We start from the raw sequence: 14,429 nt of genomic DNA, 5'->3' as shown, positions 1-14,429 counted from the left end.
CCGCCAGCCGCTGCGCCAGGGCGGTCTTTCCGTCGTCGGTGATCCGGCAGGTGGTGCGTTCGGGGCGCCGGCCGCGCCGTAGGGGCGTCAGCCCAAGAGCTGCAGGATGTCCGCACGCGCGAACATCCGGGCGGCTTCCCGGGCGGTCGGGGACCCGGCGTCGGGATCCGCCCCGGCATCGAGCAGTACCCGGGCGACCTCCGTGTAGCCCTTGAACACCGCACCGGCGAGCGGCGTCTGGCCGCGGCTGTTGGGAGCGGAGGCGTCCGCCCCGTGGTGCAGCAGGAGCTGGACGGTCTCCGGATGGCCGTGGTACGCGGCGAGCATCAGCAGCGAATCACCGGCGGGGTTGCAGAGACCGGCCGGCGCTCCGGCGTCGAGGTAGCTGCGCAACACGGGGTTGTCGCCTTCGCGGGCGGCATCGAACAAAGCCTGCGCCATGGCAGCGTCCTCGTCCTCCGCGCTTTGGTATTCGGGGGTTTCGCTCATCGGTGTGGTCCCTTCAGGAATCCGCTCTGGCGCCCCACCACCTGGCCGGCATCGGGCGCGACAATCACCTCTTGGGCGGCGGCGTAGCGCTCGTCGCCGTCCTGCACGGCCAACACCTCGGCCGGGTCCACCGACCGTTTAATGAGTGCCAGCCCCACCGCGCCCATCTCATAATGCTGGGCCACGGAAGTGAGGGTGCCCACCTTGCGGTCGCCGGCGAGCACGTCGCTTCCGGCCACCGGCAGGGTGTGCAGGGAACCGTCCAACTGCAGGAAGACCAGCCGGCGCGGCGGGTGGCCCAGGTTGTGCACCCGGGCGATGGTTTCCTGGCCCTTGTAGCAGCCCTTGGCCAGGTGCACCGAGGTGCGCAGCAGGTCCAGTTCGTGCGGGATGACGCGGTCGTCGGTCTCCGCGCCGAGCCGCGGACGCCAGGCCGCGATCCGCAAGGCCTCCGAGGCCAGGGTGCCGGCCAGGGCCAGGCCGTCCACGGCGCTTTTGAGTTCGGCGGCCGGGATCAGGTACTCGAACCACGGCCGTTCCAGTCCGGGATGCCCGTCTTCTGCGACCACGCTGTAGGAGTAGCCGCCCGCGCCGACATGCGGCCAGGGGTCTTCCCAGACGATCCGGTCCCCCCAGGCCTCGATCCGCCGGGTGGAACCCACCGTGGCCCATTCCTCCGAGACATCCGCCACCTCGACGCGCAGCATGAACTTCATCTTGGTCAGCCACTCAGCGAGCGGTCCGGCCTCCGCGGCTTCGACCAGCAGCCAGGCGGTTTCGCCGTCGTCCACGATCCTCGCGTCGAACTCGATCCGGCCCTGCACGGTCAGCAGCAGCAGTTCGCTCGAGACGCGCGGCGGCAGGTTCGTCACCTGCTGGGAGGACAGCGTGTTCAGCCAGCTGAGCCGGTCCGGTCCGGTGACCGTGACGACGCCTCGGTGGGAAAGATCGACGACGGCGGTCCCGGCGGCCAGGGCGCGCTGCTCGCGCAACGGCTCACCGTAGTGGGCGGCCACGCCGGCATCGGCGCCCCCGCCTTCGACGGCGCCAGGGCGCGACAACAGGGGGCTTTTATAAGTCATATCCAGTAGAAGTCCTTTGGGCCTAGCGGTATTCCGGGTTTTCAAAGTCAAAGCGCGTTCCGGCCTTCCATTCTGCCGGGAGGTTGCCGTAGGCCGGAATGCCGCCGGCGTCCTTGAGCAGGCGGGCCAGGTGGAGGAGGTTCCAGGTCATGAACGTCGTGTTCCTGTTGGTGAAGTCGCTTTCCGGGCCGCCGGAGCCTGCGTCCAGGTAGCTCGGCCCCGGACCCACCGGCCCGATCCAGCCGGCGTCGGCCTGCGGCGGAATGGTGAAGCCCACGTGCTGGAGGCTGTACAACACGTTCATGGCGCAGTGCTTGATGCCGTCTTCGTTGCCCGTGATCAGGCACCCGCCGACCTTGGGGTAGTACGCCCATTGGCCTTTGGCGTTGAGTTCCCCGGAATGCGCGTAGAGGCGCTCGATGACCTTCTTGGTCTGGGAGGAGTTGTCGCCCAACCAGATGGGACCGGCGAGCACCACAATGTCCGCTTCCTGGACGGCCGGGTAGAGTTCCGGCCATTCGTCGGTGGCCCAGCCGTGCTCGCGCATGTCCGGGTAGACGCCGGGCGCGATGTCGTGGTCCACCGTGCGGATCACGCGGGTGCTGACGCCTTGTTTTTCCATGATGCGGCGGCTGACCTCGATCAGTCCCGCGGTATGGCTGAGCTGAGGTGACGGTTTCAGGGTGCCGTTGAAGAAGACGGCCTTGAGGCCCGCGTAGCCGCCCGGTTTCGTGTGTTCATCCATCGGATCGCTCCCTTGCCCGTGTGAACTGGACCTGGGCCAGCTTGCACATGGAACCATCGTGCCCGGGAAGGGCCAGCCAAGGGAACGGCTGCCTGGGGAACCCTCTTCAGGAAACCTTTTTCAGGAAACCTTGTTCAGGAACGCCGAGGCGTGGGCTTCGAGGGACTTGCCCGGGGTGGAGACGTCCCAGCGCCAGAGCAGGTTGCCGTCCACCAGGCCGAAAATCCGCGTGGCTGCCGTGTATTCCTTCGAGTGGCTGCCGCGCATCACCATGTCGGTGCTGAGCTGGATCTGCGGTCCCTTGATCTGACCGTAGTAGAGCTCGGTGATACCGCCCGGGTGAGTGATGGTGACCGACAGGTCGAAGCCGCCGTCGGCATTGCGACGGGCTTCGACGTCGTCGGCGTTCTTCAGCACGGGAACCATGTCCGCGGGAATCAGCCCGGGGCCGCCGTCGGCCTCGACCAGTTCGCGCTCAAGCGCCCAGAACCCGGTTTCCACGGTCAACGGCCGCAGCTTGGTGCCTTCCTCGTCGCTGAGCCAGCTTTCGGCGCGGTACTGCAGGTAGGGCAGGCCGTTGTGCGTAAAGGAAACGTGCTGGATGAAGTGTTCGGAATCCTCTTCACCGCTACCCAGCCGTCCGCGGCCTTCCCACTCACCGATGAGCCAGGACAGGGGGACGAGTTCGGGTGTCAGATCCGTGGGAATTTCGATAGGCACGGCAGTTCTACCTCAGCGCGACAGGGAAACGGTTCCTACTTCTGGCCCTTGAACAGGCGGTACACGACGAAGCCCGCAAACCATGCCATGGAGATGCTGGCCAGACCGAGCAGGACGAGGAAGAAGATTTCAAAGGCAAGAACAGACATGCTGCCATCCTAGCGGTTAGTAGATGAGTAGTTTGTCGATGAAGTAGCAAAGTGAACCCACGGCCCACACGGGCGCTACCCCCATGCCCAGGACGGCGGCCAGGTTCAGGCGGCCGGGCCGCAGGGTGACCATGCGGCGGAAGCTCAGGAGCACCGAACCCATCACCACGCCCACCACTGCTGCGGCCGTGACGGAGATGTTGGAAAAGACCAGCCCGGCGAGCGGGGCAACCAGGCCGGCGGCGGCGATGCCCAGCGGGGCAACGATCCGGTCCGGCCAGCGCAGCAGCCCGGTCAGCAGCGCCACGGCTGCGCTGAGTCCGGCCACCAGCACCATCTCCTGCACGCCGTTGAAGCGGACGCCGGCGATCCACCCTGCCCCCAGGCAGCTGAGAACGACGCCGGCGCAGCTTCCCAGGGTCGATTCGAGGCGCTGGGCCTGGCCTGTTCCGCGGACCAGTTGCACGATGAAGACCGCCATGACGCCGGCGGCGATGAACGCGGGGACATAGTCGAGGAATCCGGGCGCCGGGGCGTACGCGGCGGCGACGGCGGAACCCATGCCGCTGAGCGCGATGACCGCTGCGAGGGTCTTCTTCGCGGGGACGGCCAGGAAGTGCGGCCAGCCGATGCCGGTGACGGCGGCCGCCACGATCCCGACGCCGACCATCACCCCGGCGGGGCCGTACGATCCGGCGACGATGACCGCGAGCGTGATGAGGCCGACCACCCCGATGTTCCAAGACTTCACTGCGTTCCTGACTTCATTGCGGCCTGCGTTCGGCGGCGGACCCGGCGTTGAATATCCTTCGCCCATCCTGCCCTATGCGGCAGAAATATGTCGCCGAAGTTGCCTCAGAGGGCCCGGATCCATGTCCTGGATTCGCCCTGCAGGTATACTCAATTGTCAAACAGCGATCGCATTGCCGGGTCCTTGCCCAAGGTCCCCCTCAGGGGTAGCCGGCTTCCACGACGCAGTCAGACGCCGGTGGAAGCCCGGTCCAGACGCCCGATGATGCGCGGCCCGCCCCTTGGAGGAACTATGTCGCACATCCTGCTCCTGACGAACAGCCCCGGCTCGTCCGTGGACATCCTGCCGGCACTGGAACTGTTGAACCACCGTGTGCACATCCTGCCGGCAGAGCCCACGGCGCTGCTCGATACCGACCCCACCGACGTCGTTTTCCTCGACGCCCGCAAGGATCTCGTCGGCGCCCGTTCGCTGACCCAGCTCCTGAAAGCCACCGGCCTCAGCGCCCCCCTGATGCTGATCCTCACAGAGGGCGGCATGGCCGCCGTGTCCTCGGCCTGGTCCGTGGATGACATCGTGCTCGACTCCGCCGGACCCGCGGAAGTCGAAGCCCGGATCCGCCTGGCCATGGCGCGCGCGGTGCCCGAACAAGAGGAAACGCAGAGCGAAATCCGGGCCGCCGGCGTCGTGATCGATGAGGCGAGCTACACGGCGCGCGTGGGCGGGCAGCCGCTGAACCTGACCTTCAAGGAATTCGAACTCCTCAAGTACCTGGCCCAGCACCCGGGGCGGGTCTTCACCCGGCAGCAATTGCTGACCGAGGTCTGGGGCTACGACTACTACGGCGGTACCCGCACAGTGGACGTCCACATCCGGCGGCTGCGGGCCAAGCTCGGCGCCGACCATGAAAACCTCATCAGCACGGTGCGCAACGTCGGCTATCGCCTGACCCTGGTCAGGCTGCCTGACGACGAGCTTTCGGACGCCTGAACCCGCAACGGCCGGCCCTGACCGCAAAGCGGGGGGCCATTGGCAACAACAGGAAAGGCCCGGACTGAGTCCGGGCCTTTCCTGTTGTGGTGGAGGACATACGGGTCGAACGTATCGAGGCCGCCCCACTGGCGGATCCCCCTCGCTATCCCGCTCCGAAGAGCCGGACGAGATATAGACCTTACAGGGACGTCGCAGTTCCGGCAAAACGAACTACACGGATGAATTCCGCGGCGGGACGTATAGCCTTGCTGCATGAGTCTTGCGCATCCGGAAAAATGGCCGGTCCTCGCCGTCGACGGCGCCGTGGACCCGGAACTGCTCAGGGACATCAGGGCCCTGGCCGCAGCCGCCGAAGAGGCGGACGGCAACCCGCCGCTGTCCGAGCAGACCCTCGTGCTGTTGCGGGGCGCCGGTTCTTCGGACCATCCGCTCAGTACCTTCGCCCTTTATGCCCCGGACGAGGACAGCGATCCCTCCAGCGGCGAAGACCTCGCGGGTGTCGCCGTCGTCGTCGGGGACAAGGATGGCACCGGGGTCCTTGAGATGGCGGTGCACCCCAGCTACCGCTGCCAGGGCGTCGCGGGACGCCTGCTCGCCTCCCTCCAGGACACCCGCGGGCTGGACGGCCTGAGTGCCTGGTCGCATGGAGACCATGCCGCGGCCGCGCGGCTCGCCGAACGTTTCTCGTACCATCCCGTCCGGGAACTCTGGCGGATGCGCCTTATGGCCTCGTCCGCGGAAATGCCCGACGCCGGCCTTCCGGACGGTGTGACGATCCGCGCCTTTGTGCCCGGCCGCGACGAGTCGGCCTGGCTGGCGGCCAACAAGGCGGCCTTCGCGCACCACCCCGAACAAGGCGCCATGACCCTTGCCGACCTTGAGGCGCGCATGGCCGAGGACTGGTTCGATCCCGCCGGTTTCCTGCTTGCAGAAAACAGCGAAGGCGAACTGCTCGGCTTCAACTGGACCAAGGTGCACCCCGGGCACGACGGGCACCCGCCGATCGGCGAAGTCTACGTCGTGGGTGTGACCCCCGCGGCGCAGGGCCTGGGACTGGGCAAATCGCTGACGGTGGCCGGGATCCGGCACCTTGAACAGCACGAGCTGCACGCGATCATGTTGTACGTGGATGCAGACAATACGGCCGCCGTGACGCTATACCAGAAACTGGGGTTCGTCCGCTGGGACGCGGATGTCATGTATGGGCCGTTAACAAAGAATTAACGTGCCGCGGACACCCGCTGCAAGCGGCGGTCATGCGGAATTCCGCCTCGCGGAGAAACTTGTAGGGTTGAAGCAAACCCGCTGAAGAACGAAGGAGAATCCGATGAATCCGGAACCGGCAGGAACAGCCAGGACTGAGGTCAAGGGCTCCACTTTGCCTTCCCGTTTCGGCTCCTCCGAGGTACCCGCATCCAGGGCCACCCAGGACCGCATCGACATTCCCGAATTCGCCCCGTCCCTCGAACCGGAGGGCGACATCTCGCCCGACCGCTTCCTGGACCGGGAACTCAGCTGGCTTGCCTTCAACGCGCGCGTCCTGGAGCTCGCCGAGGACCCTGACCTCTTCCTCCTGGAACGCGTCAGCTTCCTTTCGATCTTCGCCTCCAATCTGGATGAGTTCTTCATGGTCCGGGTGGCCGGTCTGAAGCGCCGCATCGCCACCGGACTGGCCGTGCCCTCCCCCGCCGGCCTGAGCCCCATCGAGGTCCTGGAGCAGATCGGCGAGGCCGCGCACAAGCTGCAGGAACGGCACGCACGGGTGTTCGCAGAGCAGATCCGGCCGGCCCTGGCCTATGAGCACATCCACCTCATGCACTGGAACGAGCTCGATGACGAGGCCCGGCACCGCCTGAGCACCATGTTCAGCGAGAAGGTCTTCCCGATCCTCACCCCGCTCGCCGTGGACCCGGCCCACCCGTTCCCCTACATTTCCGGGCTGTCCCTGAACCTGGCAGTGATCGTCCGCAACCCCGTGAGCGACAAGGAACTGTTCGCACGCGTCAAGGTGCCGGACCAGCTCCCCCGGCTCATCTCCATCGACGGCCCGCGCGCCGGCGCCGTCCCGGGCCGCGTGGCCCGGTTCATCGCACTCGAAGAGGTCATCGCCGTCCACCTGGACAAGCTGTTCCCGGGCATGGAAGTGATGGAGCACCACAGCTTCCGCGTCACCCGCAACGAGGACGTCGAGGTCGAAGAGGACGACGCCGAGAACCTCCTGCAGGCCCTCGAGAAGGAACTGCTGCGCCGGCGTTTCGGCCCGCCCGTCCGTCTGGAAGTCACCACGGACATCAACCCCAACATCCGGGCGCTGCTGATCCGTGAACTCGGCATCGAAGAGTCCGAGGTCTATTCGGTTCCGGCTCCGCTGGACCTGCGCGGTCTGTCCGTGATCGCGGGAATCGACCGCGCGGACCTGCACTACCCCAAGCACGTGCCGCACACCTCGCGCTACCTGAACGAGTCCGAAACGTCCAAAGCGGCCAACGTCTTCGCAGCCATGCGCCGACGGGACATCCTGCTGCACCACCCCTACGACTCCTTCTCGACCTCGGTCCAGGCCTTCCTTGAGCAGGCCGCCGCGGACCCGAAGGTCCAGGCCATCAAGCAGACCCTGTACCGCACCTCCGGCGATTCCCCGATCGTGGATGCCCTGATCGACGCCGCCGAGGCCGGAAAGCAGGTGCTGGCCCTGGTCGAGATCAAGGCGCGTTTCGACGAGCAGGCCAACATCTCCTGGGCCCGCAAGCTTGAACAGGCCGGCGTGCACGTGGTGTACGGCATCGTGGGCCTCAAGACGCACTGCAAGCTGTCACTCGTGGTCCGGCAGGAAGTGGACGGGCTGCGCCGCTACTGCCACATCGGCACCGGCAACTACCACCCGCGCACGGCCCGCTACTACGAGGATCTCGGCCTGCTCACCTCCAACGACCAGGTGGGCGAGGACCTCTCCAAGCTCTTCAACCAGCTTTCGGGCTACGCGCCGAAGTCCACCTTCAAGCGGCTCCTGGTGGCCCCACGGTCCGTCCGCTCGGGGCTGATCGACCGGATCGACACCGAGATCAGCAACGCCCGGGCCGGCCGGCCTGCCCGGGTCCAGATCAAGGTCAACTCCATGGTGGACGAAGCCATCATCGACTCCCTCTACAGGGCGTCGCAGGCCGGGGTGAAGGTTGACGTACTCGTTCGCGGTATCTGCTCGCTCCGGCCGGGGGTTCCCGGCCTGAGCGAAAACATCACGGTCCGCTCCGTGCTGGGCCGTTTCCTGGAGCATTCGCGCATCTTCGCCTTCGCCAACGGGAACGATCCGGTGGTTTACATCGGCTCGGCGGATATGATGCACCGCAACTTGGACCGCCGTGTGGAGGCCCTGGTCCAGCTGTCCAGCCGTGAAGACACTCTGGAGGTACTGGACCTGCTGCAGCGCTACCTCGATCCCGGAACCGCGAGCTGGCATCTGGACAACGAGGGCCACTGGACCCGGCACCACCGTGCCGACGACGGAACGCCACTGCTGGACATCCAGTCCTGGCTCCTGGCTTCGCGATCCCGCCAGCGGGCAGTGTCGCGGCGGTAGGCAACGGCAGTGAAGAGCGATACACCGATCGCGGACCAGACCGACCATCCCGGCGAGGAAATCGCAGTCACCGCGGCAGGGGCCATCCCGTGGCGCCTCAACAAGGGCGGCCTTGAAGTGCTGCTGATCCATCGGCCCAAGTACGACGATTGGTCGTGGCCGAAGGGCAAGATCGATGCCGGGGAAACCCTACCCCAGTGCGCGGTCCGCGAGGTCGCGGAGGAGATCGGCGTCCAGGCCACCTTGGGCATCCCCCTGCCGCCGATCCATTATCATGTCAGCGCCGGGCTGAAGGTGGTCCACTACTGGGCCGTCCACCTGAACTCAACGCTGCACAACGGCAACGGGATCAGGCCCGACGGCAAGGAAGTGGACGCCGTCATGTGGACAGGGCCCGAGCGTGCGGCCCAATACCTGAGCAATCCGAGCGACGTCGCGCCGCTCAAGGAACTCGCCAAGGCCCATGCCAATGGCGAACTGGAAACCTGGCCCCTGATCCTGGTCCGGCACGCCAAGGCCAAACCGCGGTCCTCGTGGACCAAGGCTGAAGGCAGCCGCCCCCTCGCGGCCACCGGCCAGCGGCAGGCCCTCGCGGTGCAGCGTCTGCTTGAGGCGTGGAAGCCGATGCGGGTGGTCAGCAGTCCGTGGACCCGTTGCGTCGCCACCATCGCTCCCTATGCCAAGGCCGCCGGTGCGAAGGTGAAGCTGGTGGAAGCCCTGACCGAGCACGCCCACGAGCGCAAGCCGAAGAAGACCGGCGACACCGTCTCCGCGCTGTTCGACAAGCAGCAGGCGGTTGCCGTGTGCACCCACAGGCCGGCGCTGCCGACCATCCTGAAGACGCTGGGCCGCCACATGGGACCAGAACTCGCCGCGCTCCTTCCGGGCGAAGACCCGTACCTCGCCCCGGGCGAAATGATCGTCTGCCATGTGTCGCGGAGCAACGGCGGGCGCGTCGTCGCCGTCGAGCAGTTCAAACCGTTCGACGACTGAACCGGACTTTCACCTGCCCGCCGCATGTGCTTGACTCCTCGCCATTTTGTATCAAACACTTAGTACATTGATACAAAATTGGGGGTTGTCATCATGGAGTTCAATTTGCCGCCACTGGCGTTCCTGGCACCGGCCGGCGGAGCGGCCATCGTCTATCTGTTCCTGCGCTTCGTGGTGTGGGCACCGCGCACAGGGAGCACGGCCACAACTGTCTCCCAGCATGCGCTGTGGGTCGGGATCATAGGCTGGATGGCCAGTTCGCTGCAGGGGGCCATCCATGCAGGCCAAATCGACCCGGCCGCCGGCAATGCCCCGCATGCGCCGGACCAGCTCCTGATGGCTCTCGGCTGGCCCGTCGGGGCCGCTCTGGCGGTGCATGCCATCGGTCAATGGAGCTACCCGGCGCCGAAGCAGTCACGCCGGCACGCCGAGCTGTCCGTCCGAAGGATCCGCGATTTCCTGCCGCGCAGACTCGCCTGGACGACGGCGGCCATCTTCTCAGGAGCGTCCGTGGCGGTCGTGTGGGTTTCGCGAATGCCGGGTTTCGAGCCGGTGCAGGCGGTCACGGCTCCCGACGGCAGCTACAGCCGCACGGGGCGGGACGGCAGGATTTCCGGGGCCGAGCTGGCGGCCTGGCTCGGCGGCGCCCTGAGCCTCCTGGCCCTCGGAACCCTGCTGGTCCTGTGGCTGATCGCCCGGCGCCGCCAGCTTGAAACGCTCGACGCCGACGACAACCGCGCCCTGCGCACACTCGCCATGAACCGGCTGCTGCGGACCGTGGCCACCGTCGCGTCGGGCCTGGCAGCGATTGCCGGCAACTTCGCCTTGCTGCCGCCGCCCGGCGTCATTCCGTCATCGATGTTCAACCTGCCTGCCGCGGCCAACCTCATCGTGCTCCTCATCATGTGGTGGTGGCGGCCAAGGAATCTCCCGTCCCTGATCGCCGTCGACAAACAACGCGAAGCAGCGTTCCATGACAAGGGCGCACATCCCGCCGCCCGGCTCTCGGCGTCGATCGGTGTCTGGCTCGGCATCGTCGCCGCGCTCCCCCTGTTCGCCGGCCTGTTCCTCATTCCGGCCATGTCGGCGGCGGGCAGTTGGAGCTTCGCCGTATGGGTCGCGCTGATCGCTGCCTCTCTGCTGCTCGCCATCGCGGCCGGGGAACTTCTCACCGGCGCGAACTACGGCAACCCCGGCACCGCCGTCGACCGGCCCCGCCAGCCGGTCTCCCGCGGCCTGCTGGACACGACAGTCATCGGAGCCTTGGTCTTGGCTATGGTCCTTGTCTTCGCAACGGCGGGCCAAGTCATGCTGGGCGAGGAACCCGCATGGCCGGTCGTCGCCGCGCTCACGGCAGGCGTCCTGCTCGCCGGAGGCGCGGCCCTGTGGGCGGTGCGCCGCAGGCGCGCCGTCCCGGTATCGGAGGAAACCGCTGGACTGGACGTGGCGCTGCGGGCGATCACCGCTTACCGGATCGTGCGGACACTGGCCGCCTACTCCTTTGTCCAGGCGGGGCTGCTGCTGATGACCCTCAGCCACGTCTTCACACCCCTCTTCCAGGAACCCACGAGCTTTGTCCCGCAGGACCAACCGACCGCCATTGCCGCGGGTTCCCTTGTTGCCACGGTGGGTGCCGCCATCGCCGTGACCCCCGTGCGCCTGCTCCTTGGCGCGCTGCCCCGGCCGGCAGGACCGCGGGTCGGGAGCGCCGCGCCGTGACCGCAATCTCGGTCGAGCTGCGTTCGGCGGTGCCGCCCTACGAACAGATCCGCTCGCAGATCAGCTCTCTGATCGCCATCGGATCCCTCGCCCCGGGCAGCCGACTGCCCACCGTCCGCAGCCTCGCCGCTGATCTCGGCATCGCCGCCGGTACCGTGGCGCGCGCCTACAAGGAGTTGGAAACCGCCGGGCTGATTGAATCGCGACGGCGGAACGGCACGGTGGTCCTCGCTCCGGGCGACGCCCCGCCACCGGAGGTGCTGGCCGCCGTCGAGCACCTGGCGGAAACCGCACGCAAAGCCGGGGTGGATGGCGAGACCGTCCTCCAACTCCTCCGGGGCCGCCTCAAGTAAGCTGGATCCGTGAGCATCCCCACCCCGTACGAAGACCTTCTTCGCGATGTCCTGCATAACGGAACCCATAAGTCAGACCGCACCGGTACCGGCACCCGCAGTGTTTTCGGACGCCAGCTCCGCTTCGACCTGAGCCAGGGTTTCCCGCTCATCACCACCAAGCGGGTGCACTTCAAATCCCTCGCCCTCGAGTTGCTGTGGTTCCTCCGCGGGGAGTCGAACGTGAAGTGGCTCCAGGAACAGGGCGTCAGCATCTGGGACGAATGGGCGGACGCCGAGGGCGAGCTCGGACCCGTGTACGGCGTGCAGTGGCGCAGCTGGCCCACCCCCGACGGCGGGCACGTGGACCAGATCGCCGGGCTCATGAAGGGCCTCGCGGAGAACCCTGATTCCCGCCGGCACCTCGTCTCGGCCTGGAACGTCGCCGAAATCAAGGACATGGCCCTGCCCCCGTGCCACGCTTTCTTCCAGTTCTACGTGGCGGACGGGAAACTGTCCTGCCAGCTCTACCAGCGTTCTGCGGACATGTTCCTGGGTGTGCCGTTCAACATCGCCTCCTACGCGCTGCTCACGATGATGGTGGCGCAGCAGCTGGGCTTGGAGCCCGGCGACTTCGTGTGGACGGGCGGCGACGTGCACATCTACGACAACCACCTGGACCAGGTCACGGAGCAGCTCAGCCGCGAACCGTACGAGTACCCGCAACTGCGCTTCACCCGCACGCCGGACAGCATCTTCGACTACAACCTCGAGGACTTCGAAGTGGTCGGCTACCGGCACCACCCCACCATCAAGGCGCCGGTGGCGGTATGAGCGACCACCCCTCCCACAAAGCGGAATCCCAGGACGGCCGGGAGCTGGCCTCGCAGATCGGGCTGGTATGGGCGCAGACCATCAACGGCGTCATCGGCCGCGGAGGCACCATGCCCTGGCACGTCCCCGAAGACCTGAAGCATTTCAGCGCACTGACCACGGGACATCCGGTCATCATGGGCCGCAAGACCTGGGAATCGTTCCCCGAGAAATACCGGCCGCTGCCCGGCCGGACGAACATCGTGGTGACCCGGCAGGAAGGCTGGGCCGGCACGCCCGAGGCGGAGGGCGCCGTCGTCGTGTCCTCGCTGGATGAAGCCCTGCTGGAGTCCCAGTTCGCGCCCGGAAACGCGCAGGTCTGGATTGTGGGCGGCGGCGAAATCTACCGCCAGTCCATGGACCTGGCCGACCACGCCGTGATCACCATCATCGATTCCGATACGGCCGGGGACACCTATGCCCCCGAGCTCGGCAAACACTGGACGGTCGAGTCCACGGAGCCCGCCGAGGGCTGGCTGGAGTCGAAGAACGGCACCAAATACCGGATCACCACGTGGCGCCGGACGGAAGACTGAGGAATGCTGAAGAAACCAGAAACCCTGTTCGTGCTCGGCTACATGCTGCTGCCTTTGCTTGCCCTGGTGTCCGCCATCGTGGGACTCACCATGATCCTGGGCGGCAACAAGATCCTGGGCATCATCGTGCTGGTGGTGGTCACCCAGGTGTTCACCTTCGGCGCCTTCTTTGCGCTACGGGCACGCAAGGCCGCCCTGCTCGAGGAACCCGACGCCCGGCAGTAGGTCTTTGCGGTCGCCGTAACGTTGTCGGGCCTTCACGGCCGTGACGTAACCGACTGCGCCCCGCTGCGCGCAATGTCTAAACTGGTCCAATGACTACAGCAGCTAATCCGTCCGTCGGACTGGTCGGTTGGCGTGGCATGGTCGGCTCCGTCCTGATGCAGCGCATGCAGGACGAGGGCGACTTCGCCAACATCAACCCGGTGTTCTTCTCCACCTCGAACGCAGGAGGTGCCGCGCCTTCCTTCGCTGAAGGCGCAGGCAAGCTCGAGAACGCGTTCGATATTGAGACGCTGGCGAAGCTGCCCATTATTGTGACCGCCCAGGGCGGCGACTACACCAAGCAGGTCCACGGCGAGCTGCGCAGCCGCGGCTGGGACGGCCTCTGGATCGATGCCGCCTCCACCCTGCGCATGAACGACGACTCGATCATCGTGCTGGACCCGATCAACAGGGACGTCATCGACAAGGGCCTCGCCAACGGCACCAAGGACTTCATTGGCGGCAACTGCACCGTGTCCTGCATGCTGATGGGCCTCGGCGGGCTGTTCAAGAACGGCCTCGTCGAGTGGGGCACCTCCATGACCTACCAGGCAGCCTCGGGCGGCGGCGCACGCCACATGCGCGAGCTCCTGAGCCAGTTCGGCACCCTCAATGCCGAAGTGAGCACGGAACTGGACGACCCGGCGTCGGCCATCCTGGACATCGACCGCAAGGTCCTGGCCCACCAGCGCACCGACATCGACGCCACCCAGTTCGGCGTCCCGCTGGCCGGCTCCCTGATCCCCTGGATCGATGCCGACCTCGGCAACGGACAGTCCAAGGAAGAATGGAAGGCCGGGGTCGAAACCAACAAGATCCTGGGCACCTCAGACGAGAACCACATCATCATGGACGGCCTGTGCGTCCGCATCGGTGCCATGCGTTCCCACTCCCAGGCGCTGACCCTCAAGCTGCGCGAGGACCTGTCCGTCGCGGAGATCGAGAAGCTCCTGGCCGAGGACAACGAGTGGGCCAAGGTGGTTCCGAACTCCAAGGAAGCCTCCATGGCCGACCTCACCCCGGTGGCTGCCTCCGGCACCCTGGACATCCCGGTGGGGCGTATCCGCAAGCTCGAAATGGGCCCGGAGTACATCAGCGCGTTCACCGTCGGCGACCAGCTCCTGTGGGGCGCTGCCGAGCCGCTGCGCCGCATGCTGAACATCGCCACCGGCACGCTCTAGGCAGTACTTTTCAAGCCAGGTCCCC

General features: G+C 66.6%; 15 protein-coding genes. 10 read left to right on the top strand and 5 right to left on the bottom strand.

All coding sequences use genetic code 11. From position 1 onward, the window contains the following. Nucleotides 1-87 precede the first annotated feature (87 nt). The 5 genes from DWV11_RS18100 to DWV11_RS18080 form a co-directional block, all read right to left on the bottom strand. A complete protein-coding gene (locus DWV11_RS18100; RefSeq protein WP_115790307.1) occupies nt 88-489 on the bottom strand; it encodes an ankyrin repeat domain-containing protein in 402 nt (133 codons plus the stop codon). Next, on the bottom strand, nt 486-1,571 hold the full coding sequence (gene ygfZ, locus DWV11_RS18095; protein WP_115790306.1) for a CAF17-like 4Fe-4S cluster assembly/insertion protein YgfZ: 1,086 nt from the start codon (nt 1,569-1,571) through the stop codon (nt 486-488). The genes DWV11_RS18100 and ygfZ overlap by 4 nt, the downstream gene beginning before the upstream one ends. Nucleotides 1,572-1,593: 22 nt before the next feature. Next, nucleotides 1,594-2,316, bottom strand: coding sequence for a flavodoxin family protein (locus DWV11_RS18090; RefSeq protein WP_115790305.1), 723 nt, complete (start codon nt 2,314-2,316; stop codon nt 1,594-1,596). Nucleotides 2,317-2,436: 120 nt separating this feature from the next. Beyond that, on the bottom strand, nt 2,437-3,036 hold the full coding sequence (locus DWV11_RS18085) for a nitrobindin family protein (RefSeq protein WP_115790304.1): 600 nt from the start codon (nt 3,034-3,036) through the stop codon (nt 2,437-2,439). 165 nt (nt 3,037-3,201) lie between these two features. After that, on the bottom strand, nt 3,202-3,936 hold the full coding sequence (locus tag DWV11_RS18080) for a permease (RefSeq protein ID WP_115790303.1): 735 nt from the start codon (nt 3,934-3,936) through the stop codon (nt 3,202-3,204). A gap of 291 nt (nt 3,937-4,227) precedes the next feature. Here DWV11_RS18080 and DWV11_RS18075 point away from each other — a divergent pair, with 291 nt between their 5' ends. The 10 genes from DWV11_RS18075 to asd all read left to right on the top strand — a co-directional run bounded on the left by DWV11_RS18075 (nt 4,228) and on the right by asd (nt 14,404). Then, nucleotides 4,228-4,926 (top strand): winged helix-turn-helix transcriptional regulator, encoded by a 699-nt coding sequence (locus DWV11_RS18075; protein WP_115790302.1) that lies wholly within the window; start codon nt 4,228-4,230, stop codon nt 4,924-4,926. 255 nt (nt 4,927-5,181) lie between these two features. Beyond that, the gene (mshD, locus tag DWV11_RS18070; protein WP_115790301.1) at nt 5,182-6,153 is read left to right on the top strand and encodes a mycothiol synthase; all 972 of its coding nucleotides are present in this window, start codon (nt 5,182-5,184) and stop codon (nt 6,151-6,153) included. A gap of 103 nt (nt 6,154-6,256) precedes the next feature. Further along, the gene (locus tag DWV11_RS18065; protein WP_115790300.1) at nt 6,257-8,506 is read left to right on the top strand and encodes an RNA degradosome polyphosphate kinase; all 2,250 of its coding nucleotides are present in this window, start codon (nt 6,257-6,259) and stop codon (nt 8,504-8,506) included. 9 nt (nt 8,507-8,515) lie between these two features. Beyond that, entirely contained in the window at nt 8,516-9,499 is a 984-nt protein-coding gene (locus DWV11_RS18060) for an NUDIX hydrolase (protein WP_115790299.1), read from the top strand. Between the two features lie 93 nt (nt 9,500-9,592). Continuing rightward, nucleotides 9,593-11,218, top strand: a complete 1,626-nt coding sequence (locus tag DWV11_RS20445; RefSeq protein ID WP_245953777.1) for a hypothetical protein — start codon at nt 9,593-9,595, stop codon at nt 11,216-11,218. Continuing rightward, nucleotides 11,215-11,571 (top strand): GntR family transcriptional regulator, encoded by a 357-nt coding sequence (locus DWV11_RS20440; RefSeq protein WP_245953775.1) that lies wholly within the window; start codon nt 11,215-11,217, stop codon nt 11,569-11,571. The genes DWV11_RS20445 and DWV11_RS20440 overlap by 4 nt, the downstream gene beginning before the upstream one ends. Before the next feature lie 9 nt (nt 11,572-11,580). Beyond that, the gene (locus tag DWV11_RS18050) at nt 11,581-12,384 is read left to right on the top strand and encodes a thymidylate synthase (RefSeq protein WP_115790298.1); all 804 of its coding nucleotides are present in this window, start codon (nt 11,581-11,583) and stop codon (nt 12,382-12,384) included. After that, the gene (locus DWV11_RS18045; protein ID WP_115790297.1) at nt 12,381-12,959 is read left to right on the top strand and encodes a dihydrofolate reductase; all 579 of its coding nucleotides are present in this window, start codon (nt 12,381-12,383) and stop codon (nt 12,957-12,959) included. The genes DWV11_RS18050 and DWV11_RS18045 overlap by 4 nt, the downstream gene beginning before the upstream one ends. A 3-nt stretch (nt 12,960-12,962) precedes the next feature. Beyond that, nucleotides 12,963-13,184 (top strand): NF038396 family protein, encoded by a 222-nt coding sequence (locus tag DWV11_RS18040; protein ID WP_115790296.1) that lies wholly within the window; start codon nt 12,963-12,965, stop codon nt 13,182-13,184. A gap of 89 nt (nt 13,185-13,273) precedes the next feature. Further along, nucleotides 13,274-14,404, top strand: a complete 1,131-nt coding sequence (gene asd / locus DWV11_RS18035) for an aspartate-semialdehyde dehydrogenase (RefSeq protein ID WP_115790295.1) — start codon at nt 13,274-13,276, stop codon at nt 14,402-14,404. Nucleotides 14,405-14,429 lie beyond the last annotated feature (25 nt).

The sequence above is a fragment of the Arthrobacter silvisoli genome, assembly GCF_003369445.1.
Lineage (GTDB): Bacteria > Actinomycetota > Actinomycetes > Actinomycetales > Micrococcaceae > Arthrobacter > Arthrobacter silvisoli.
Note: the sequence above shows the minus strand (reverse complement) of the source record. Positions and strands in the feature narration are given on the sequence as shown.

Bases quoted from the DNA above. Each gene is read 5' to 3' on its own strand.
- DWV11_RS18040 (WP_115790296.1), top strand. From the start codon at position 12,963: ATGCTGAAGAAACCAGAAACCCTGTTCGTGCTCGGCTACATGCTGCTG.
- mshD (WP_115790301.1), top strand. From the start codon at position 5,182: ATGAGTCTTGCGCATCCGGAAAAATGGCCGGTCCTCGCCGTCGACGGC.
- ygfZ (WP_115790306.1), bottom strand. From the start codon at position 1,571: ATGACTTATAAAAGCCCCCTGTTGTCGCGCCCTGGCGCCGTCGAAGGC.
- DWV11_RS18065 (WP_115790300.1), top strand. From the start codon at position 6,257: ATGAATCCGGAACCGGCAGGAACAGCCAGGACTGAGGTCAAGGGCTCC.
- DWV11_RS20445 (WP_245953777.1), top strand. From the start codon at position 9,593: ATGGAGTTCAATTTGCCGCCACTGGCGTTCCTGGCACCGGCCGGCGGA.
- DWV11_RS18090 (WP_115790305.1), bottom strand. From the start codon at position 2,316: ATGGATGAACACACGAAACCGGGCGGCTACGCGGGCCTCAAGGCCGTC.
- DWV11_RS18045 (WP_115790297.1), top strand. From the start codon at position 12,381: ATGAGCGACCACCCCTCCCACAAAGCGGAATCCCAGGACGGCCGGGAG.
- DWV11_RS18075 (WP_115790302.1), top strand. From the start codon at position 4,228: ATGTCGCACATCCTGCTCCTGACGAACAGCCCCGGCTCGTCCGTGGAC.
- asd (WP_115790295.1), top strand. From the start codon at position 13,274: ATGACTACAGCAGCTAATCCGTCCGTCGGACTGGTCGGTTGGCGTGGC.
- DWV11_RS18100 (WP_115790307.1), bottom strand. From the start codon at position 489: ATGAGCGAAACCCCCGAATACCAAAGCGCGGAGGACGAGGACGCTGCC.